The 22,823-nt window shown below is 53.5% G+C and carries 13 protein-coding genes, 2 pseudogenes and 1 riboswitch; of the genes and pseudogenes, 9 read left to right on the forward strand and 6 right to left on the reverse strand.

Annotation, left to right across the window (positions count from 1 at the left end; genetic code table 11):
• The first annotated feature begins 373 nt into the window (after positions 1-373).
• The 8 genes and pseudogenes from XI25_RS04965 (at position 374) to XI25_RS05000 (ending at position 13,041) form a co-directional block, all read left to right on the forward strand.
• Positions 374-1,645, forward strand: a complete 1,272-nt coding sequence (locus XI25_RS04965) for an MDR family MFS transporter (RefSeq protein WP_046677635.1) — start codon at positions 374-376, stop codon at positions 1,643-1,645.
• A gap of 50 nt (positions 1,646-1,695) precedes the next feature.
• Positions 1,696-1,797: riboswitch (purine riboswitch) on the forward strand.
• 367 nt (positions 1,798-2,164) lie between these two features.
• Complete coding sequence (ade, locus tag XI25_RS04970; RefSeq protein ID WP_046677636.1) at positions 2,165-3,961, forward strand: adenine deaminase; 1,797 nt, start codon at positions 2,165-2,167, stop codon at positions 3,959-3,961.
• A gap of 248 nt (positions 3,962-4,209) precedes the next feature.
• A pseudogene (locus XI25_RS04975) lies at positions 4,210-5,615 on the forward strand (cytochrome ubiquinol oxidase subunit I).
• Positions 5,605-6,618: a cytochrome d ubiquinol oxidase subunit II gene (gene cydB, locus XI25_RS04980; RefSeq protein WP_046677637.1), complete on the forward strand. Its 1,014-nt coding sequence runs from the start codon at positions 5,605-5,607 to the stop codon at positions 6,616-6,618. The pseudogene XI25_RS04975 and the gene cydB overlap by 11 nt, the downstream one beginning before the upstream one ends.
• Positions 6,618-8,393: pseudogene (cydD, locus tag XI25_RS04985) on the forward strand (thiol reductant ABC exporter subunit CydD). The gene cydB and the pseudogene cydD overlap by 1 nt, the downstream one beginning before the upstream one ends.
• Positions 8,390-10,159 carry a thiol reductant ABC exporter subunit CydC gene (gene cydC / locus XI25_RS04990; protein WP_046677638.1) on the forward strand — a complete coding sequence of 590 codons (1,770 nt, stop codon included), beginning with the start codon at positions 8,390-8,392 and terminating at the stop codon, positions 10,157-10,159. Before cydD ends, cydC begins: the two are co-directional and overlap by 4 nt.
• 166 nt (positions 10,160-10,325) lie before the next feature.
• A complete protein-coding gene (gene fumC / locus XI25_RS04995; RefSeq protein ID WP_046677639.1) occupies positions 10,326-11,714 on the forward strand; it encodes a class II fumarate hydratase in 1,389 nt (462 codons plus the stop codon).
• Positions 11,715-11,973: 259 nt separating this feature from the next.
• Positions 11,974-13,041: an NADH-quinone oxidoreductase subunit J gene (locus tag XI25_RS05000; protein ID WP_046677640.1), complete on the forward strand. Its 1,068-nt coding sequence runs from the start codon at positions 11,974-11,976 to the stop codon at positions 13,039-13,041.
• A gap of 117 nt (positions 13,042-13,158) precedes the next feature.
• Here the strand turns inward: XI25_RS05000 and XI25_RS31865 are convergent, their stop codons facing one another.
• Complete coding sequence (locus tag XI25_RS31865; protein WP_082112214.1) at positions 13,159-13,755, reverse strand: TetR/AcrR family transcriptional regulator; 597 nt, start codon at positions 13,753-13,755, stop codon at positions 13,159-13,161.
• Between the two features lie 162 nt (positions 13,756-13,917).
• Here XI25_RS31865 and XI25_RS05010 point away from each other — a divergent pair, with 162 nt between their 5' ends.
• Positions 13,918-15,282 carry a TcaA 3rd/4th domain-containing protein gene (locus XI25_RS05010; protein WP_046677641.1) on the forward strand — a complete coding sequence of 455 codons (1,365 nt, stop codon included), beginning with the start codon at positions 13,918-13,920 and terminating at the stop codon, positions 15,280-15,282.
• Positions 15,283-15,426: 144 nt separating this feature from the next.
• On the opposite strand, the gene XI25_RS05015 is transcribed toward XI25_RS05010, so the two are convergent.
• From XI25_RS05015 to XI25_RS05035, 5 genes are all read right to left on the reverse strand, one after another.
• A complete protein-coding gene (locus tag XI25_RS05015; RefSeq protein ID WP_052759452.1) occupies positions 15,427-16,140 on the reverse strand; it encodes a DUF1266 domain-containing protein in 714 nt (237 codons plus the stop codon).
• 20 nt (positions 16,141-16,160) lie between these two features.
• On the reverse strand, positions 16,161-17,546 hold the full coding sequence (locus XI25_RS05020; RefSeq protein WP_052759453.1) for a tetratricopeptide repeat protein: 1,386 nt from the start codon (positions 17,544-17,546) through the stop codon (positions 16,161-16,163).
• Positions 17,543-19,246 (reverse strand): molecular chaperone HscC, encoded by a 1,704-nt coding sequence (locus XI25_RS05025; protein WP_046677642.1) that lies wholly within the window; start codon positions 19,244-19,246, stop codon positions 17,543-17,545. The genes XI25_RS05020 and XI25_RS05025 overlap by 4 nt, the downstream gene beginning before the upstream one ends.
• Positions 19,247-19,501: 255 nt before the next feature.
• Positions 19,502-21,091, reverse strand: coding sequence for a PTS sugar transporter (locus XI25_RS05030; RefSeq protein ID WP_046677643.1), 1,590 nt, complete (start codon positions 21,089-21,091; stop codon positions 19,502-19,504).
• A gap of 349 nt (positions 21,092-21,440) precedes the next feature.
• Entirely contained in the window at positions 21,441-22,784 is a 1,344-nt protein-coding gene (locus tag XI25_RS05035) for a hemolysin family protein (protein WP_046677644.1), read from the reverse strand.
• Positions 22,785-22,823 lie beyond the last annotated feature (39 nt).

Consider the following 22,823-nt stretch of genomic DNA (forward strand, 5'->3'; position numbering starts at 1 on the left):
CCGCTGATAACTTATAAATTCTATATCTACAAGAAAAACGTCTATCGACGTACTTCACAGAAGACAGACCGCATTTAGCGGAAGTTTTTCTTGCGATATAGAATCCAATCAGCTCCGCTGATAACTTAAAAATTCTATATCTACAAAAAAGGCGCTCTTATCATAAGAGCGCCTTTCCATTCGGAACAAATGTTCGTTTTAAGGGTCATTTCAATTAAAGGGTACGATTTCGGCTTTCATATTATTAGTATAAACCAGGGCTCATTATAAGTCTATATTTTTCCATAAAGTTGTTTTATAGTTTGGAATACCCGGTCGGGGAAACGAAAGAAGACTTCAATATTTTCGCTGTTGCAGGAAGAGAGGTAACCTCGTGCAGTTCCGAAATTGGGATAACAATTTAAAAGTACGGTTACTGGGGGAAGCCTTGTTCAATATGTTGTTTTGGATGTACTTCCCTTTTATTACGGTTTATTTCAGCGGGGCGTTGGGCAGTCACGTCGCAGGGATGTTAATGGCGGTTCCCCCGATCTTCAGCATGATAGGCAGCATGGTCGGCGGGGGGCTGGCGGACCGGCTGGGGCGGCGTCCCATCATGCTGCTTGGCGCCTCCCTTCAGACGGCGATGTTCGCGCTGTTTGCCATGTCTTCCTCCTACTGGCTGGATTATGCCGCATTTATCGGCATCGGGCTGGGAGGGGCGATCTATAGACCGGCGAGTGCCGCTATGGTGGCGGATCTAACACCTAAAGAGGAAAGGAGGCAGGTATTCGCTACGTTTACGACCGCCAACAATATCGGCGCGGTGCTTGGCCCCGGGCTGGGGGCCGTCTTTTTCTTCCATTACCGGCATGAGCTTTTGTGGACTTGTACGGTAATCTTACTGGTTTACGCGTTCGCCATATTTTTCATGATTCATGAAACGAAGCCGGAGTCCGCCAAAACCAAGGAGGGCTCGGTCACCGTCGCCCATATGTTAAGAGACCAGTGGAACGGATATGGGATCATTTTTCGGGACAAAGTGTTTTTGTTGTACATTCTTGCGGGCATTTTCTCGCTGGTGACCATCATGCAGTTGGACCTTTACCTGGCGGTGTACGTGACGGATTATGTTCCTTCCCAGTCCTTGTTTGCCTGGAACGGAGTATCTTTTAAGCTCACGAGCACGGAGATTTTGGGATGGGTGCTGGGGCTGAACGGCCTAATGTTCGTCCTGTTTGTCCTTCCAATTACGAAATGGCTTCGCCATTGGAAAGACCGGAATATATTTATTCTTTCATCGCTGCTGGCGGGTGTCGGTACCTTTGCTCTTGGACTGGGCACCAACATCTGGTTTTTGTTCGGGTGTACCATCGTCTTTACTTTCGGCGAAATCGTACGTTCGCCGGTGACGCAGAGCTTCATAAGCCATTATGCGCCTGAGCATGCCAGAGGGCAGTATATGGGAGCGGATAATTTGCAATATACGATCGGCAGGTTTTTGGCGCCCATGACCGTTTTTTTATCGACATGGATTCCGCCTATGGGTGTTTTCAGCGTTATCCTGCTTTGCGCGTTCATCAGCATCCTTCTGTATATTCGATTGTTTAAAATCTTCGTGGAGCGTCCTGACGCGGCGGTTTCATCGGATCGCCCAGCGAGTTGATAGATTCTCCCATTCTATTGACTTACGGCTCCAAAGGACTATAATTCATACAATAACAAAAAAGATTTTTATGTATATGCCGGAGAATAGGGCTCGGGCGTTTCTACCAGGTTACCGTAAATAACTTGACTACATAAAGATAAGAGATGGGATCTAAGCGCATACTGCAAAAATCCATAAGCGTCTTCAAATCTTCGCCATTTGGAGGCGGGTTGAACATCTTTCTCCATGGAGCGGCCGAACCGAATTTTGCAGGGTGCCCTAGAAAAAAATAGCTTATGAGCCGCTTAGGCATATATTGCCTTGGGCTTGCAGGATAAATTTCCGTTTGACGAGCCTGCTTGCATGAGCCCGGCCGAGCCGGACGGTTGGAACGCGTCCGATTGCGGTCTCGATAAACTCTCTTATTCCTTTATGAACAGTCAGGCAACCCGGGGAAACACCGCCCGGGTTGTTTTGCGTTTATAGCCTGAAGGGAATCCTGAAGCTAAGTTAACTAATAAAGGGAGAGTGCCATAGATGGGTTTGCAGCAAAGACAAAAACGTTATGAAGTGAGCAGACGGTTGGGACAGGTCGCCATGGGGCAGGCTGCCGCGGAAATGGTCATAAAGGACGGCATTCTGGTGAACGTATTTACGGGAGAACTGCAGGAGCATGTGGATATCGCCATAGCGGGCGGAAGAATCGCGTATATCGGCCAGGCGGACCACGCGATCGGAGAAGGGACCCGGGTCATTCAGGCCAATGGACGTTATATAACGCCAGGTCTGCTTGACGGTCACATGCACGTGGAGAGCACCATGCTGACGGTGACGGAATTCGCCAAAGCGGCAATGGCCAAAGGGACGACCGCCGTCTTCATGGATCCGCATGAGATCGCAAACGTGTTTGGCGCCGAGGGCGTGCGCTGGATGCATGAGGAAGGACAGCAACTGCCGCTCAAAGTGTTTACGACGTTCCCGTCCTGCGTTCCGGCGACGACCGATCTGGAGGATGCCGGCGCAGCACTGGGCGTAGCCGATATCGAAGCAGGATTGAAGTGGGATGGCGTAGCCGGACTCGGGGAAGTGATGAATTTCCCGGGCGTCGTATTTGGCGATCCTACCATGTGCGGAGAAATCGAGGCCACGCTGAAGGCGGGCAAAACGGTAACGGGGCACTTCCCGTCCGAAGATGAGCGAATGCTTCAGGCGTATATTGCTTCAGGCGTCAGTTCCTGCCATGAGACGGTGACCAGGGAGCAGGCGCTGCAGAAGGTGCGGCTCGGCATGCACCTGATGATCCGCGAAGGCTCCGCATGGCATGATGTGAAGGAAGTCGTCAAAGTGGTGACCGAGGATAAGGTGCGGACGGACAATATTTCTCTTGTTACCGACGACGTCTATCCGATGACGCTGCTGAATCTCGGACACCTGAACCACGTTGTACGCCGAGCGATCGAAGAGGGGGTTGAGCCCGTGACCGCCATTCAGATGGGCACGATCAACGTGGCCCGTTACTTCGGCATGGAGCAGGAAATCGGCAGCATCGCCCCAGGCAAAGCGGCGGATATTCTGCTGATTGACGATCTGAAGCAGATGGTGCCGTCCGTCGTCATTGCCGACGGGGAAGTGGTGGCCGAGTCCGGGAAGATCGTGAAGGAATTCCCGGCATATGAGTATCCGGCGGAAGCCCGCAGCTCCGTGAAGCTGCAGCGTGTACTGACCGAAGGCGATTTTCTGCTGCGCAGCAAAGGCAGCGCGGCCCAAACCGGGGTGAACGTCGTGCGCGTCATCGAGAACAGCGCCCGCACGGCCAAAATGACCGCCTTACTCCCGGTAACGGACGGCGTGATCCAGCCGGATCCGGCCCAGGACATCGTGCGCATGGCTTGCATCGAGCGCCATAAAGGGACAGGCCAGATCTCGCTCGGCTTTGCGAACGGCTTCCAGCTGCAAAACGGCGCCGTTGCTTCCACGGTGGCGCATGACAGCCATAACCTGCTCGTCATGGGAACGAGTCCCGAAGATATGGCGCTCGCTGCGAATGAGCTGGCCGCCTGCGGCGGGGGACTGATCGTCGTGCAAAACGGCAAGGTTCTGGCGAAAGTCGAGATGTCGATTGCCGGCTTGATGGCGGATCGTCCGGTCGAGACGGTAGCCCGGGAGGTATCCGCGCTCGAGGAAGCCTGGAAGGAAATCGGCTGCCCGATGAACGCGCCGTTCATGACCTTCTCGCTGATCGCGCTGCCGGTTATTCCGGAAATCAGGATTACGAACCGAGGGCTTGCCGATGTGACCGAATTTAAGCTGATCGAAACCGAAATTGGAATTTAGGCAGTATAAAAAAGTTTGTTCATAGCGACACTTATCATTGCAAAAACCAGGGAGATCAACCGCGATCCTCCCTGGTTTTCGTTCTTTTTTACCGACAAAGTGATTTTCGTCACAAATTTATAAAGAATTCAGGCCATTTTCCCCATATGAATGTGATAAATATCACAATTATTGCTCTAAGGGTCTGAGAAAATAATAAAAGATTAATTTTGAAGGTTTACTACGTGATACAAAGGAAGGGGTATATTATGGATCCGGTTATGCTTGGGCGCATCCAGTTTGCATCAACCACCATCTTTCATTTCTTGTTTGTTCCGCTGTCCATAGGCCTGGCGTTTCTGATCGCCATCATGGAGACGATGTATGTCGTCAAGGGCAACGAATTATACAAGAAGATGGCCAAGTTTTGGGGAAAGCTGTTCCTTATCAACTTTGCCGTCGGTGTAGTCACCGGCATTTTGCAGGAGTTCCAGTTCGGCATGAACTGGTCCGAGTACTCCCGGTTTGTCGGGGACGTATTCGGCGCGCCGCTTGCGGTTGAGGCGCTGCTGGCGTTTTTCATGGAGTCGACGTTTATCGGGCTGTGGATTTTCGGATGGGACCGCCTGTCCAAAAAGCTTCACCTGATGAGCATTTGGCTTGTCTCCATCGGCACGGTCATGTCCGCGTTCTGGATTTTGGCGGCCAACTCGTTCATGCAGCGTCCGGTCGGCTTTGAGATGAACAACGGGCGTGCGGAAATGAACGACTTTTTCGCTCTGATCACGAACGGGCAGCTGCTCGTCGAGTTCCCGCATACGATTTTCGGGGCGCTTGCCACCGGCGCATTCCTCGTGGTCGGCGTGAGCGCGTATAAGCTATTGAAGAAAAAGGACATCGAGTTTTTCAAAAGATCGTTTAACATCGCGATTATCGTCGCTTTCGTATCCTCCGTGCTCGTTGCGGTGTACGGGCACCAGCAGGCACAGTATCTGGTGGATACCCAACCGATGAAGATGGCCGCGGCGGAAAGCCTCTGGGAAACGAGCGACGATCCGGCACCGTGGACGGTTGTGGCCGCCATCGATTCGGACAATCAGAAGAATACGATGGAGTTCAAAATTCCGTACTTGCTTAGTTTCCTGTCTTACAGCAAATTTTCGGGCGAAGTCATCGGGATGAAAGAACTGCAGGCCCAGTATGAACAGCAATACGGTCCCGGCGACTACATTCCTCCGGTGCGAACGACGTTCTGGAGCTTCCGCATCATGGTGGCCGCAGGCACCGCGATGATATTGCTCGGCATGTACGGCGTATGGCTGATGTACCGCAAAAAAGTGGAGAAAGCCGGAAAATGGTTCCTGAAAGCCCTGCTTTTCAGCATTTCCCTGCCGTTCATCGCGAACACCGCAGGCTGGATCATGACGGAGATCGGGCGCCAGCTTGGACCGTGTTCGGCCTCATTCAGACGCAGGACAGCATTTCGCCGAACGTGAGCGCCGGCTCGGTATTGTTCTCGCTTATCGCGTTTAGCGCTATCTATGCCGTACTGGCTGCGGTAATGGCTTATCTGTTCGTCAAAGTCATCAAGAAGGGACCGTTCGCGGCGGATAACGAAGCGGATCATGCATCTGACCCGTTTAACAACAAGGAGGGAATCGGCCATGTCTCTTAATGAACTTTGGTTTGTCCTGGTTGCGGTACTGTTCATCGGCTTTTTCTTCCTGGAAGGCTTCGACTTCGGGGTGGGAATGTCCACGCAGTTTTTGGCCAAAAATGATACCCAGCGGCGGGTGCTCATCAATTCCATCGGCCCGTTCTGGGATGCGAACGAAGTATGGCTGCTGACGGCGGGCGGGGCGATGTTCGCGGCCTTTCCGAACTGGTACGCCACGCTGTTCAGCGGATTTTACATCCCGCTCGTCGCGCTGCTGCTCGCCCTTATTGCCCGCGGGGTCGCGTTTGAATTCCGGGGCAAGGTAGGCGACAAGCGCTGGAAAAAGGTATGGGACGGAGCCATCTTTTTCGGCAGCATCCTGCCTCCGTTCCTGTTCGGCGTCGTGTTTGCCTGCCTGATCCAAGGGCTGCCGATCGACAAGGATATGCAGATGCGCGCAGGTTTCTTCGATGTCGTGAATGCATATACGGCAGTAGGCGGAATCACGGTTGTTATGCTATGCTTACTGCATGGACTGATGTTTACCACGCTTCGCACGGTGGGCGATCTCCAGGAGCGCGCCCGCGTTATGGCACGCCGGCTGCTTATTCCGGTTGCGGCGCTGCTTGCGTTGTTCGGCATCATGACGTATTTCATGACGGACGTGTTCAAGGTTCGCGGCGGATGGTTGTCGGCCGTACTGGTGCTCGGCGTGGCAGCCTTCGTGCTGGCCGGATACTTTATGAAGCTTAAGAAAGACGGATGGGCGTTCGGCATGACGGGCGCGGTCATGGCTCTGTCGGTCATGTCCGTATTCATCGGATTGTTCCCGCGGGTGATGATCAGCTCGATCGACAGCGCATTCGACCTGACGGTCTACAACGCGTCTTCCGGGCCGTATTCCCTGAAAGTCATGACGATTGTGGCGCTTACGCTGCTGCCGTTCGTATTGGGTTATCAAATTTGGAGCTACTTCGTTTTCCACAAACGGGTACATGAGAAGGAGCATCTGGAGTACTGATGGGAAAAGATCTGCTGGGATACAAAGGAGTCAAGAGCGTTTTTCTTGTCGTCGGACTATGTACCCTGGCACAGAGCATGGCCATCATATTGCAGGCAAAATGGCTGGCGGAGGTTCTCTCCGCCCTTTTTGCCGGATCCTCTTTACAGGAACAATACTTGAACATGGTATTGTTCCTGCTTGCTTTTCTGGCACGCCACGGCATCAGCCTGCTGCAGCAGGGCATCGCGCAGCGGTTTGCCGAGGAAACGGGTACGGACCTGAGAAAGCAGCTGATGGATAAGCTGTTCCATAAGGGCCCGAGATTTGTCCGGTCCGAGGGAACAGGCAATGTGGTCACGCTCGTGCTGGAGGGCATCGCAAAATTCCGCAAATACGCGGAGCTGACGATACCGCGCATGATGGGGATGGCCTTCACGCCCGCGCTGGTATGGCTTTACGTATTTTCGATTGACCGCATATCGGCGGTTATTCTGCTGGTAACGCTGCCGATTCTGATCGGGTTTCTGATTCTGGTGGGCTTGGCCGCGCGGAAGCAGACGGAACGCCAGCTTCATACGTACCGCATGCTGTCCAATCATTTTGTGGATTCGCTGCGGGGGCTTGCGACGCTGAAGTTTCTCGGGCAGAGCAAAAAACACAGCGAAAGCATCGGGCAGGTCTCCGAAAGCTACCGCAAAGCGACGATGCGAACGCTGCGCGTGGCGTTCTTGTCTTCGTTCGCGCTCGATTTCTTCACCATGCTGTCGGTTGCCGTGGTCGCGGTCAACCTGGCTTGCGCCTGATTAACGGCGGCCTTGAGCTGCTGCCGGCACTGACGATCCTTATCCTGGCGCCGGAATACTTCCTGCCCGTGCGCATGGTGGGGGCGGATTTCCATGCCACCCTGGACGGAAAGCAGGCGGGCGAAGCGATCCAGTCGATGCTAAAGGACGAGATTAACCCTACTACGGGAGGGTGATAATGGGGTTGCCGGGGTTGATAAAACCCGTGAAGGTCAACAAGCCGAACCGGTGACCGAGCTTCGCTGGAAGGATGACAGCGTGCTGGAGCTGTCGGGCATCGGCTTGAAATATGAGGACGGCGGGCCCGCTTCGCTGGAGGGCGTCAGCTTTCGACTGAAAGGGCGCGGCCGGATCGGCATCGTCGGCGAAAGCGGGGCCGGCAAGTCGACGCTGATTGACATCTTGGGCGGGTTCCTTGAGCCCACGTCGGGTGAGATGAGGCTGGACGGGGTCATCATGGACCGTGCCTCTTTGGGAGAATGGCGGAAGAATTGCACTTATATTCCGCAGCACCCGTATTTATTCGGCTGCTCGCTGGCCGATAACGTGAGGTTTTACGCCCCCGACGCTACGCGCGCGGAAGTGGAGGAGGCGGTAACCGCCGCCGGGCTGTCGCAGGTGGCAGCTGCCCTGCCGAACGGGCTGGACGAAATGATTGGCGGCGGGGGCCGGACCTTGAGCGGCGGGCAAGCCCAGCGGGTAGCCATGGCGAGGGCGTTTCTGAGCAAGCGCCCGGTGCTGCTGCTGGATGAGCCGACGGCCCATCTCGATATCGAAACCGAATATGAGCTGAAAGAGACGCTGCTTTCGCTTTTTCGGGACAAATGGGTGTTTCTTGCGACTCATCGCCTGCATTGGATGACGGATATGGATTACATTCTGGTGATGGAGCAAGGACGCCTGGCCGAGGCGGGGACCCATGAAGAGCTTATGTCGCGCAAAGGCGTGTACCACGGTTTGATTACAACGCAAATGGAGGGAGTACAATGAAGCGGGAGCCATGGTTTCGTCCGTATGTCACGGCGCATTTCTGGCGCTTTCTGCTCATTGTCGTCCTGGGCGTGCTGACCATTCTGTCCGCGTCGATGCTGATGTTTACCTCCGGATTTTTGATCTCCAAATCGGCCCTCCGGCCGGAAAACATACTGATGGTATACGTGCCTGTCGTGGGCGTCCGCACCTTCGGCATCAGCCGGGCGGTCATCCATTATGTCGAACGGCTGGTCGGACATGATACGATTCTCCGGATCTTATCCAAAATGCGCGTCCGGCTTTACGCGCTGCTGGAGCCGCAGGCGCTCCGTTTTTCCTCCCGGTTCAAGACCGGCGACTTGCTTGCGGTGCTGGCGGATGACATCGAGCATCTGCAGGACGTTTACATCCGTACCGTGTTTCCCGCCATTGTCGCCCTGGTGCTGTATGGCGGTGCGATTACGGCCATCGGCTTATTCGATCCGCTGTTCGCGCTGCTGATGGCGGGCTATGTATTTTTGCTGCTGTTCGTGCTGCCGATTACGTCCTTGCTCTTGATGAAGCAGAAAAACAGGGAGATCAAGCAGGAACGGGCGGCCCTGTACCAAAAGCTGACGGATGCGGTGCTCGGCATGGGCGAATGGTTTGTCAGCGGCCGCCAGAAGGACTTTCTCACCGGCTACGAGCAGGATGAAGCGAAGGTGGACCGGGTTGATCGTTCGCTTAAAAACTGGGGGCGGCTTCGCGGATTTATCAGCCAGTGCATTGTGGCGGCGACGGTGCTGTCCATGGTGGTTTGGTCGGCACAGGAATATGCGGGCGGCCGCATCGAGGTTACGTTCATCGCGGCGTTTGTGCTCGTCGTGTTTCCGCTGATGGATGCGTTCCTGCCGATTTCGGAAGCGGTGGAGCGGATCCCGCAGTATGAGCAGTCGGTGAGCCGTTTGAACGGGATCGCCGATGCCGGTGCGGACAGTCGGGAAACCGGAGGCACGGAAAAAGGCATGGCGAGAGAGGAAGCGGCGGCCGCGGTTTCCGGCGGCGTCCATGTGAAGCTGGATCATGTATCGTTCCGTTACGGAGATGACCGGGCAGACGAAGTCCCGACCGTCAGCGGGTTGTTCCTGGACGTGCCGAAGGGGGCGAAGGTAGCGGTGATCGGGCGCTCCGGGGCCGGGAAATCGACCATGCTGAACCTGATCCAGGGGGTGCTGTCGCCTTCCGGCGGCCGCGTTACTTTAAACGGCATCGACGCGGAGCGTTTCGGCGACGGCATCGCCTCGGTCGTATCGGTGCTGAACCAGAGCCCGCACCTGTTCGATACGACGCTTGCCAACAACCTCCGGCTGGGCCGGATGAACGCCTCGGAAGAAGATTTGCGGCATGCCGTGGAGCGTGCGCGGCTAGGTCCGCTTGTCGACTCTCTTCCAGAGGGTTTGGGCACCCGGATGCAGGAGACCGGCCAGCGCTTCTCCGGCGGAGAGCGGCAGCGCGTCGCGTTGGCTCGCATCCTGCTGCAGGACACGCCGGTGGTCATTCTTGACGAGCCGACCGTAGGGCTGGACCCGAAAACCGAGCGGGAACTGCTCTCAACGATGTTCACCAGCCTGCAGGGCAAGACGCTGATCTGGGTTACGCATCATCTGGTCGGCGTGGAGCAGATGGACGAGATCGTGTTTATGGAAGAAGGCCGCATCGTCATGCGCGGCACCCATGACGAGTTGATGGAGCGCTACCCGCGTTACCGCAATTTGTACCGGTTGGATCGGCCGGTTCAGGTTTAACCCGTGCACCTTTAAGCCATGCTTAGGCTTAAGGGTGCTTTTTGCTGTGCGATGAGGCAGAGGGGCGTTTTTCTTCTGAATCGGAATATGCGATAATATTTGAGAACATGGAATATAAAGGGTATTTAGCATTCCTGTTATTTGTATGCAGAGGAGGATGAATGAGATGGATTACCGCATTGAAAAGGATACGCTGGGCGAGATGAAGGTGCCTGCCGATAAGCTGTGGGCGGCGCAGACGCAGCGCAGCCTGGAGAACTTCCGGATCGGCACGGAACGCATGCCGCAGGAGATCATCCGGGCCTTTGCCGTTTTGAAGAAAAGCGCGGCTCATGCAAACGCGGAGCTGGGCAAGTTGGATGATGACAAAGCGTGGGCGATTGCAGCCGCAGCGGACGAGGTTCTGGCAGGCAAGTGGGACGATCATTTTCCCCTGGTCGTATGGCAGACCGGCAGCGGCACGCAGTCGAACATGAATGTGAACGAAGTGATTGCCGGACGCGCCAATCAGCTCCTGCAGGAGAAGGGCATCCAAAAGTCCATTCATCCGAACGACGACGTCAATAAATCGCAAAGCTCCAATGACACGTTTCCTACGGCGATGCATATGGCCGCCCTTGTGGCGGTGGAGGACGGCGTTCTTCCGGCGCTGCAGAAGCTGAAGCATACGCTCGCGGTAAAGAGCGAGGAATATAAGGATTTGATCAAAATCGGACGCACGCACCTTCAGGACGCGACGCCGCTCACCCTGGGGCAGGAAATCAGCGGCTGGCACCGGATGCTCGAGAAATGCGAGCTGATGATTGCGTCTTCGCTGGAACCGCTGCGGGAGCTGGCCATCGGCGGAACGGCGGTGGGCACCGGCATTAACGCCCATCCGAAATTCGGGGAGATGACAGCCGCGGCAATCAGCTCGGAGACCGGCAAGAGTTTCTCTACCGCAAGCAACAAATTCCACGCGCTGACAAGCCATGACGAGCTGGTGTTCGCTCATGGGGCCTTGAAGGCGCTGGCGGCCGATCTCATGAAAATCGCCAACGACGTGCGTTGGCTTGCGAGCGGTCCCCGTTCGGGCATCGGCGAGTTGACCATTCCGGCTAACGAGCCGGGCAGTTCCATCATGCCGGGCAAGGTGAACCCGACCCAGAGCGAGGCCCTCACCATGGTCGTCTGCCAGGTAATGGGCAATGACGCGGCCATCGGCTTTGCGGCAAGCCAGGGCAACTTTGAGCTGAACGTGTTCAAGCCGGTCATAATCTATAACTTCCTGCAGTCGGCCCGTTTGCTTGGCGATGCCATGGCGTCGTTCGACCGGAACTGTGCGGCCGGCATCGAGGCCAATCTGGAGGTGCTTCGTGCCAACATGGAACGCTCCTTGATGCTCGTTACCGCGCTTAACCCGCATATCGGCTACGAAAATGCGGCGGCCATCGCGAAGAAGGCGCATAAGGAAGGGCTTACTCTACGGGAAGCGGCGCTGCAGAGTGGACTGCTTACGGGCGATGAGTTTGACCGGATCGTCCGTCCGGAGGAAATGATTCGGCCGAAAGCATAGAAGGGAGAACCGATTCCGGTTGACTTCCGCCTAAGGGTAGGAATACCTGTCTCATCTTGCCTGGGAACCTGTTATCTTTTCACGGAACGGGTTCCTTTATCTTACTCTCGAAAAACGCCATGGTTCTTTAAGAAGGACGTATGGTGTTTTTTTGCTGTGCGGCTAATCGCAATTGAGGTTAATCGTTTTGCTCCGGCATTTGGGCTGGTATAATATGACTGAGCTTGACCTGTTTACTTATCAGAGGAAGGATGATCTCTTGAAAAAACATCAGTGGACCGCAACGTTGCTATCACTCCTGTGTACCGGGCTCGGCATGTTTTACATCGGCACGCCGTTAATGATTCTGGGAGCCGTTATGCTTATGGCCGTACAGGGATTCTCCGTCATCGTTTTTTTCTTCACGCTCGGTTTTCTGGGAGCGGTCGTTCTGCCTGTCATGCTTGGGGCTCACATTACGGGTCTGATCATTACGGCGGCATACTTCACCCGAAAACCGAATGACCCGGTCAGACAGCAGAAAAAAGAGAGGCAGCTCGCCACCCCATGGAAGATCGCGCTCCGTACTGCCATCGGATTGGCGTTGTTCGTCGGTGCGCTTGGTTACGGGTATGAGAGCGGCAAGGAACCTTTTACCAAAACACCGGCTGAAAAGCAGGCCGTACGGGAAGCGGCTGTAACTTACCTGGAGCAAAAATACAATGAGCCGTTCGAGGTAACGGAAGTGAACTATACCTGGGCTGTCGGTACGTACTCTCTATCAGCCCATCCGAAACAAGATCCTCGAATGGAGTTCAGAATGACGGCCAGCGACCGTGAGCCGACCCGGTTTTCCGAAGATTATTACCTTAGCGCCCTCTGGTCCTTCCAGCTGAAGGAGATGCTGACTTCGCTTGTGAATGAACTCTACCCGGACAGCGGATTCGTGGATGCCATGGTATATCAAGGGGAAGAAGGGGAAGTTGTTAAAAATTACAGCGACCTGACCCGCGGCGGCGATCAAAGGGTACGCAGCCAACTCGTGGAATTGATCGTGTTTGCCGACCTGACTGCTGACAATCTTGCTGCGGAAAAAGGACGCACCTTGGCATTGATCCGGGAGCTGCCGGAAATGATGGTGCAGTCCAAAATCGATGTGAAGATCGATTTTTATCCGGGAGCCTTGAATACGGAAGAGAACAGGGCCAAGATCAAGGCGGATTTCAAATCCTTCGCGCGCCAATTTTCCGATGACCCCATCACCCATGAAGCCTATATTTCCGATATCATCCATATCCGGTCTGCGGATGGGATCGAAATCAAAAAGCTGGAAAAGAATACGGAGTAGAGAGGCCGCTCTGGTAAAATGGCTGGGACGTGATAAGGAGGGAGCGGGGAGGACTTCCTCGTTCCTCTTCAGTCATGGTGAATGCGGAGGTTTCATGGGGATATTGCGTATAAAGTACTATGATTCGGTCTTTTTTATTTGAAGCAGCTCAAGGATGACGGTCAACATCTCCTCCAACTGAATCCGTTCATCGACAAAGTGCTGCAGGTTAATGCCATTAAACAGCGCCATGGATGCCGTAGCCAGGGTTCTCGCCTCCAAAGGGCTTCCCACAATTCCTTCATCCTTCATGACCTGGAAAAAATGCGTGAGAAATTGTCTCCATTCCTCCATTTGCGTAACGAGCCTTTCCTTAACCCTGGGAAGCTCATTAGAGTTCAAACATCCTTGAATAAGCAGCAGCGAGGCTCCTTGTTCATACGCCTCATTTACCAAGCGCAGCGAATAGTCCTGGAAATTTTCAAGCAAATTTCGATCCTTTTGCTCCAAAGCGGATTTGAGATCATCAAAGTAAAAATCGATTCCATCTTTAATGATTTTAAGCAGGAACTCTTCTTTACTGGGGAAATGAGCGTAGAAGCCCCCCTTGGAATACCCGGCATGCTTTACGATTTGTTCAATGCTTGTATTGGAGTAGCCGTGGCGAGAAAACAATTCTACGCCGGACCTCATTAACTTTTGGATCGTTTGCTGCGATTGCTCCTGATTTCCCATCCAAAAATCCCCTTTTTATAATTCTGATGCCCTATTGATTATAACATATTCTCTTTAATATAATGTTCCCGTATATACCGACTGGTTGGTATCTAATTTGCGGCAAATCAAGATGACAGAAGCAGCTTCCGGTCTCTTGCTTTGTCAAAAGGGAGGGAATTTATGAGCCAGGCAACCAATCCTGGGATGAGTCCGCAAACGAAGGGGGGGATATTGAAGAAAAAGCCAGGGATGATCATTGCCATTATCGCGGTTTGTTTGATCTTGGCATTCATGCTCTCATCAAGCTCGGCCGGGGATAAACAAGCATCCGAGGTGATCCGGAAATTTGAAAATGCCATTGCCATAGAAGATACGAAAGCGCTGAAAAAGCTGCTTTCCGTCGATGACGAGGCTATGGAGATGACGGATGACCGCCTGCACAAACTGATTCAATATGCTAAGAAAGAACCGGACTATTACGAAGAAACGCTTCAAATCATGATTGGCCAACAAGCGCTGCTAGAAGAAGCCGATCATGTCAACACCGGTTTGCTGGATACGATGTCCCCTGACCAATTGCTGAAATCGGGGGAGCTGTATTTAAAGAAAAAGAAGGGGTTCCTGTCTGACACCTTCACGATTGGCGTTCGTCCGCAATATTTGAACGTCACGCTGGAAAACGATAACGGCACGATCACGGTGGACGGCAAGGAAGCCGGGTCCGTAAGCAAGGGAAATCACTCCGTTAAGTTGGGACCCCTTTTCCCGGGGGAGTATCAGGTTGAATTTAAAACCAAGTTCGATTATGCCGGCAAAGAGATAACCGAGAGCGAAACGGTCAGTCTGTTCGGAGTGGAATCCGAAACCGACTATTCGAGGTTCGTTACCGGCGATCAGGTTAGGATCAACAGCCGATTGGGAGAGGTGCAGGCGTATGTCAATGACCAGCCGACTCCTTTTATCGATCGAAGCCATATCGAAGATGCCTCCGGGGATTACTTTTATCCTGCTTTGAGCGACGGATCGCAGAAGATTTACGGGGTTGCGAAGTTTCCTTGGGGAGAATCCAAGAGCGAGCCCGTCATGATTGATGATTTGTCCGCCGAATATGACATAACGCCGCCTCTACAAGAGCAGACGCGGAAGGAAGTGCTTGATTTTGTGAAGTTGTTTTTGGAGACTAGAGCGAAGGCCTATGCCTCCAAGGATGTCAGCGCATTAGAGAAAATGTATCCTCATCACGAAGGAGACCTGTTAGAGGAAGTGCAGGATAGCCTTGACAATTTATATTTCTCCGGACTTTCTGAAACGACCCTAAAAGCAGTAGAACTGCGAGAAATGAGTATTTCAGGTGATCCAACCGAGGAAATAGAAGTATATTACGATACGGAAAAGGGACATTATTTTGTTCAAGTTACGGATGTACTCGCTGATCATACTTTGACGTTATCGGATGGGGATGTCGATGATTTCGATAATACCCAGCTATTGAATTTTAGCTTGATCTATACCGATGGAAAATGGGCGGTATCGAAAATATTCTAGCCGGCGTTCTGATATTTATCCTTGCATGGGCCGCAGGGAGCATGCAGCATGCGAAAAGACACCTTGTGCTACGAGCACAAGGTGTCTTGCGTTTGCCGTGGTTGCCAAGACGCTGCTGGCTGAGGATATTTAGGGCAGCCATTATTATACGGATACAGGCTCCTGTTGCCGGGCATTCCGTTCATTCCCGGGGTACAGATGGATATGCCATTCCGGCTTCTTTTTCATGAAACGACTGTAACCCGACAGGGCGACGACAAAGTTCCGGAGATCGACGAACTTTTTGATTTCATGATCACACGCCATAAAGTGGCTCCCGGCCGTAAAACCTGTCAAGTAGTCCTCCCACCCGGCATAAGATCGTTGGAGAAGCTCTGCCGCTTTGATTTTAAGGGCCCAAGCCTCTTCCTTGGACAAATAGCCATACACTTGGCCGATCCGGCAGAAATAGATGGCCCATCCCGCTCCTAAGGCTGCAATTTCCGCGGTGGGCAGCTGGTTCATCATTTTGTGAACGACGGCCAGTTCGGCATAGTCCGGCTCTTCCTTCGAAGCTTCCACGTACTGCCTGCGGGCGGCTTGGGGCAGCGCGGCGAGCCGCGCGTGCACGTCCTTGTACTCCTTGCGGAAACCATCCTCCAGCAGCCAGCCTATCCTTTCCTTCAAGGAAGTTGCGTCGGTAATGTTCCAGTACTTCAAGGCTTTTTTCATGGGAGATTTGCGCCATACGCGTTCGCCCTTGTAGAAATTATAAACGAGATAATAATAACCGAGCAAACCTTCGCCGCAGACGCTGGACAGGCAGCGGAAATATAGATTCAGCTGCTTCAGGTGTTTTCGGTTGTATTGATTCAGCATAGGACCTCCTTATGGGTTGATTAACCGAGTTTATACATGATGCGCCAGGTTTTCCATGCGTTCAGCAGAAAAATTCCCGAGAACAGCGCCTTGTAAACAGGATCCAGTCCGAAGAACAAAAACATGCCCAGGCACAGGAACAGGAACAGCCAGCTAAGCCGCAGGAATAAAAACAAAGAGAAATAAAGCTGGCCCAAGAAAAGTTTTATTTTTTGATCTTTAGGAACAGGTTCTTGGACGTAAAGATCTTTGTTCCTGCTCTTCATCAGGCCGATGATCGTCCGCACATGCATTCTGTCCAGCTCGTTGCCCTTTTTCAGGCATTCCCGGGCTGCCTCCGCTTGTCCCAGACCCAAACGGCAGCTTCCCGCCATCCACAATGCATCCAGGTTTTCCGGCTCCCGGTCCAGAATGAACTCATAATGCCTGAGCGCTTCCCCGTACTCTTCACGGTCATGCAGAATCCGGGCGAGCAGCCATCGGGCGTCCCCATCATCGGACCTAAGGGATAGCACCGTTTCAAAGCATTGCAGGGCGGCCCGCGTTTCGCCGGTTTCCGCAAAATATTTTCCCCTCATCAGCTCCAGATCCGGGTCCGCCGCAAACATTTCGTGCGCCTCTTCAAGATACTCGGCGGCTTCCTCCAGTTCGCGATTCATCAGCATGTCCCGGGCATCCTGCCGAAGCTCCAAATACGCCTCGAAATCAAAGCCTTCCGGAAGGCCGCTATTTCTAAAGCAATCGTACCCCATTTCCATAGAGCCGCTGATCTCGTGCAGCATGTATTTGACAAAATACTCAGGGTGTCGCTCCATCAGTTCATTCCGGTTTTCGGTCCAATGGAACATCATGTCCATCAGCTCCCATACCGGCCGGGGAAGATGATGGCAGTCCTCCAGGAAAGAGATGAGCGCATCCTGAAGTGCCTCGCTGTGCTCCACATTCCACACAATGTCCGAGTTCAGGAGCGTTTCCCAGTTGGACGTGTCGATGCGTGCGTAAAAATCGCTGTACAAAGCATCCAACCGGGCCATGAAGCCTTGGATCGGATGAACGGGGGGCTGTTCCGTAAGGGTCGTTTCATGGACGGGATTTCTGTAAAGCTCGTACTGTTCATACGGCACGTCCATGCCGTCGGCAGAATCCGGATCGTTGGAATACTGTTGTGCATAAGGACGAAGTTCTTCTTGCTCCCGGTAGGGAGCACTGACAACCGCCTCGCTATTCCTGTACTCGCCTGCCAAACGCTTGGCCTGCTTCATGGCGCCGTCATAGGCTTCTCTTAACCGCTGATAGCCTTCGGGATCATCCTCGGGATGATGCAGCTTGAGTTTTTTGGCATAGGCTTTCTTGATGGCCGAGACGTCCTCCGTAGGATCAATCTCCAATACCTCCCACACGCTCATGAAAAATCCATCCACCCTTCCATCTGCTCCAGCCGCTCTTTCAACTGTTCGGCGGCTTTTCCGATCTGCCTGTCATCCTGGGTTTGCAGCGCGCCCTCGAATTGCCGGAGCGCCGCCGCTATGTATTCCCGTCGTTCTCCAAGCGCCTCCTCGTACAGCCTTTCGCCTCTGGCGATCAGGAGCCGGTTCTCGGTGCGGTCCCGGGGATGGATTTTGATGCTTTCGAGTTCCTTCAACCGGGCCTCGATTTGCTCCGGCGTGAGGCTCCCTTCATTTTTTTCGATGATGGCCCGTTTCTTTTCCCCGGTGGAAACGCTGGTCACCTCAACCTCAAGGATGCCGTTAATGTCATACGTGTAACGGACATCGATGCTTTGCTCCCCGGCAGGCGCGGGCGGAATTTTGATATTCAGCTCTCCGAGCTTGATATTGTTATCCACGCGCCGGCTTTCGCCCTGGTAGACATCCACGGTGAGCTGCTTCTGTTGATCCCGGATCGTATAGAGACGTTCCACGCGGCTAACGGGAATCGGCGTGTTACGTTCGATGATCGGGAGATAGTGACCGGTTGAATAGGCGCCGTTCGACATCTCTTGCGCGACGCTGGTTCCCAAGGTGAAAGGGCAGACATCGGTTAAAATCATTTCCTCCAGCGCCTGGTCTCGCTGCTTTAGGGCCGTCTGTATTGCCGTACCCAGGGCTACCGTTTCATCGGGGTCGATGTTTGTGTACGGCACCATGCCAAACATGCGGCCGATGACGTTTTTGATCAGCGGCATTCGGGTCGCTCCGCCGATCATAATGACGGCGTCCAGGTCGGAAGGGGAAAGCGAAGCGTCCCTCAAGGCGCGTTCGATCGGTTGGCGGAGGCGCAGAAGAAGGGGTTGAGCCAGTTTTTCGTAGGTCTGGCGGTCCAGCGGGAGCTCATGCAACTCCTTGCCGATCCGGACGTTCATGACAGCCGAAACGTCTTTGCCCAGATTCAGCTTGCACTGCTCGGCCTGTTTATAGATGACGGATAAAGCTTTAGGATCGAGCGATTCCGGAGAAAGCCCGAAGGTTTTCAGGAAATGGGACACAAGCAGACCGGTAAAATCCTCTCCGCCGAGGAAGTTGTCGCCGGCAATGGACTTGACGTCCATGATGCCTTCGAACAGCTCCAACACGGATACGTCAAACGTTCCTCCGCCAAGATCGAACACGAGAAACTTGGTCTCCGGCTTTTCCTGGTGAAGGCCGTAGGCGATGGCAGCCGCCGTCGGCTCGCTGATCAGCCGTTCGACTTTGAATCCAGCGATCTCCGCTGCGCGCTTGGTGGATTTTCGCTGCATATCATTAAAATATGCCGGGACGCTGATGACCGCTTCGGTAACCGGTTGGCCAAGGCAAGCCTCCGCATCGGCCTTCAGCGATTTCAGGACGAAGGAGGAGAGCTCTTCCGGGGTAAATGAAAATTTGCCCAGCTTATATATTTTTTCAGTTCCCATAAAACGCTTGAAGGTGGATGCCGTCAGATGGGGATGGGTTATGAGCCGTTCCTGGGCGATGCGCCCGACCACGATCTCGCCGTTATCGTCCACGCTCACGATGGAAGGAGTCAGATGCTCGCCGAGGATATTCGGGATGATCACCGCCCGGTCGTCGGACCAGTAGGCGGCCAGACTGTTGGTCGTGCCCAGATCAATGCCTATCGTTGCCAAGTAAATCCCTCTTTCTCCGAGTGTAGGTTCATTTAACCATTTCTCTTTAACGGATTGAATAGTCATATCAAATAGAGCCAGAAATCGGGCCCTGTCTCTTATTCTACCAATATGACGAAAGCAAGGCCAGTCTTGCAAGATTGTTCATATCAAAACAAGCGGTTATAAAGGAAGTCTAGCGGGGATTCTCATAACGGCAATATCCCGTGCCTGGGAAGGCACGGGATTACGGTCTATCGTATTTCGGGTTTTATTTTACATGCTGACCGTTTGCTTGGCATCCCTGTAAAGGGAAAGTTTATTGACGAAAAACGTAATCAGGAATGAACAGAGCATGCTGGCCGTCATGGAAATGAGAAAGCCGGTTGTATTATTGGAGGTGACAGGTCCCAGAAAAGACGGGACATAAGCGGTTCCGCGAACGCCGAACATCCCGACGAGCAGTCCCCCGAGACCGGCCGATGCAATGGCGCCCGCAAAGACAAGCTTGTTCGAGAACATGAACGGGTAGGCGGCCTCCACAAAGGTACCGAAGCCCATATTGATCGCGAACCCCGGGGCGGCTACGGCCGCTTCTCCTTTGTCGCGGGGAGCGATGATATTGGCAAGCGTAATGCCGGCGGATACCATCACCAGACCGACCATGTCGACGGCGCCGAGGAAGCTGTTGCTTGTCAGCTCCATTTCCAGCAGAACGATCGGCAGAATGGCGGCATGGTACACGCCTCCGATAATGGCGGGCCAGATCAGGAGCCCTGCAATCAGCCCCGCAATGGCCGGGCTCCAGGAAACCAGCGTTTCGATGAGGGAACGCACCGACTCTCCTGCCGCCAGCGCAACCGGGGCAATCAGGAAGTAGACGAACAACCCTGCAATCAGGCCCGATATGCCCCCGGCGACAATATTGACCGTCGTCGCGGGGAAACGCCATTCCACGCATTTACGGAATACGTAATGGACAATGATGCCGGCGCCGATGCCGCCGATCATCCCGCCTATGATTCCGCCTTCCACGGAAAGGATGCCCGCCACGATCCCGGCGACGATGGACACCTCGTCCAGCTCGGAAATTTGCTTGGCGGCAATGACGGCAAGAATGACGGGCAGCCCTTTGATCATGAGATCAAAGACAGCGGTAAGGGAGGAGAGCCCGGGGATTTTGCTGGCTGCGAGTATCAGCGCCATTCCGATAAAGCCGGGCAGGGAGGCCATCATCATTCCGCGGAGGTTGATCCGTTTCCATGGCGACTGAGGATCGGCTGCTCCCGCCGCGGCAGCAGCCGATCCTCCAATGACGGGACGATAGGGTATCCGCCAGTGCTTGCTCAGTGAAGTCACAAAGGCCACGGCACGCGTGCGGTTGGTTGTACCGGTCGTTCCGGAGGCTGAAATCACGTATGCGCCTCTCGATTGGAGGAGTGCCATGGAGGTGCCTCCGGTGCCCGCGACCGGCAGCTTGTGATCGGCAGCGGCCTCAAAGGCAAGCCGATTGCAGCCCTCGGGATCGGCACTCATCGTTATGATGCCGTCGATTTCCCCGAGTTCGATCTGCTCGGCGATTTCCGCGTCCAGTCGTTTTGCTGCCTCATTGACCTCTTGAAGAGTGCCTTTCGCCAGGATGACCGGCTCCCCCTGAGACATGTTCCAGCTATATAAGGCGGCTTCTGTTTCGGCCTTGGCGGAGTCCATTGAAGCGTCTGCGGCGATAAACTGAAGCGCGGTACAGATGAGGCCCGCACTTTCCATTTGAAGCAGGATTTCTTGCAGAAGCTTCCGCGGATCCTTGCCGCCCAGGTTGTATAGATTCCCTCCGCTGCTTCCGATTATGGCGATTTGTCGATTCATCTCTTTTCGGCCTCCCAATCATATTGACCTTCACGTTTCTATATTACATTAACGGATTATCATATTAAAGCGACGAAATGGTGCGCAGCATGCTCCTAAGCTTGATGACCTCCTTTTTTGAATCGTTTCGGATAAATCGCGTGGCATGTGTTTTTTCATGGTAACCCCCGGTTCTTGAATACCTCTAAATATGTTATATTCTACCATTCATCTCGCTCCATGGAATAGAGTGAAATGAAAAATAGGATAACATGTTCCATGAAGCTCGCTCCTACCAGAACGTCCCGGAGGGAGGGAATTGAACGCGAAAAAGCGACGCCCCTTGAGGACGTCGCTTTGGTTAATCAGATCAATACTCCAGTTCTTCGGCTGCCGCTGCTTCCGTTTCGGAAGCCTCTTCCGTGTTCTTTACAATTTCGAGCTTCGTATACCGATGGGTTTTCTTCTCCAGCACCGTAAAGGTAAGGTCACGGTAGGTCCAGGTGTCGCCTTTGACCAGCTCCGAATTATGGCCGTACAGCCATCCGCCGATCGTATCCAGCTCATCCGTGCTGAGATCGCTGTGCAGAAGATCGTTTACGCGATTAATCGAGACCTTTCCGTTTACGATAAGACGGTTCGGTTCCGGTTGCACAAGATCCCGTTCCTCGTCGTCGTCAAATTCGTCGCGGATTTCGCCGACGATTTCCTCCAGAATATCCTCGATGGTAATCATGCCGGAGGTACCGCCGTATTCGTCAATCAGGATGGCCATGTGCGTGCCTTCCTGCTGCATTTTTTTCAGCAACTTTTTGATCGGTATCGCCTCGGACACCGTCATGGCCGGGTGAATCAGCTTGGTAAGATCAATGTTGGAATTGTCGTCGAATTCCAGGAAGAACTGCTTTGTGTTCACCATGCCGACCACTTGGTCCTTATCCCCCCGAACGACGGGGAAACGGGTGTACTGCTCACGCTTGATAATCTGCAGGTTAGCCGCCAGCGGCTTATCTATATACAGACATACCATATCGGTACGCGGGACCATGATTTCCTTGGCGAGCAGATCATCGAATGCGAAAATGCGGCTGACATAGCCGTATTCGCTTTGATTGATCTTGCCGCTTTCGTAGCTGTCGCTCAAAATCATCCGCAGTTCCTCTTCGGAGTGGGCTTCTTCATGCTCGCTGGCCGGGTGAAGTCCGAAAATGCGGACAAGACCGTTCGCGGAACCGTTCAAGAGCCAGATAAACGGATACATGATGCGGTAAAACCAGATAATCGGCTTTGCCGTCATGAGCGTGATTCGTTCGGCTTTTTGGATAGCCAGCGTTTTTGGCGCGAGCTCGCCGATCACGACGTGAATATAGGTCATAAAGATAAATGCAAATACAAAGGACATATACCCGGCGAACTCAGTGGGCAGACCCAATGCATCGAAAAGGGAATGGAATATAACTTCAAACGTACTTTCCCCAAGATAACCAAGTCCGAGGGCAGTGATCGTAATGCCCAGCTGGCAGGCGGAAAGATACCCGTCAAGATTCGTAATGACTTTCTTGGCGTTAAGGGCATTTTTGCGTCCTTCCAGTACCAATTGGTCGATCCGGCTGGTACGAATTTTTACAATAGCAAACTCTGTCATGACAAAAAAGGCCGTAAAAGCGATAAGTAATACCACTAAGAAAATATTTAAGCCTATACTGTCGTCCAATCTAAACACATCCTTTATGATTTTTGGCCCGAATATACG

The sequence above is a fragment of the Paenibacillus sp. DMB20 genome (assembly GCF_000987955.1).
Classification (GTDB): Bacteria; Bacillota; Bacilli; order Paenibacillales; family Paenibacillaceae; genus Paenibacillus_AQ.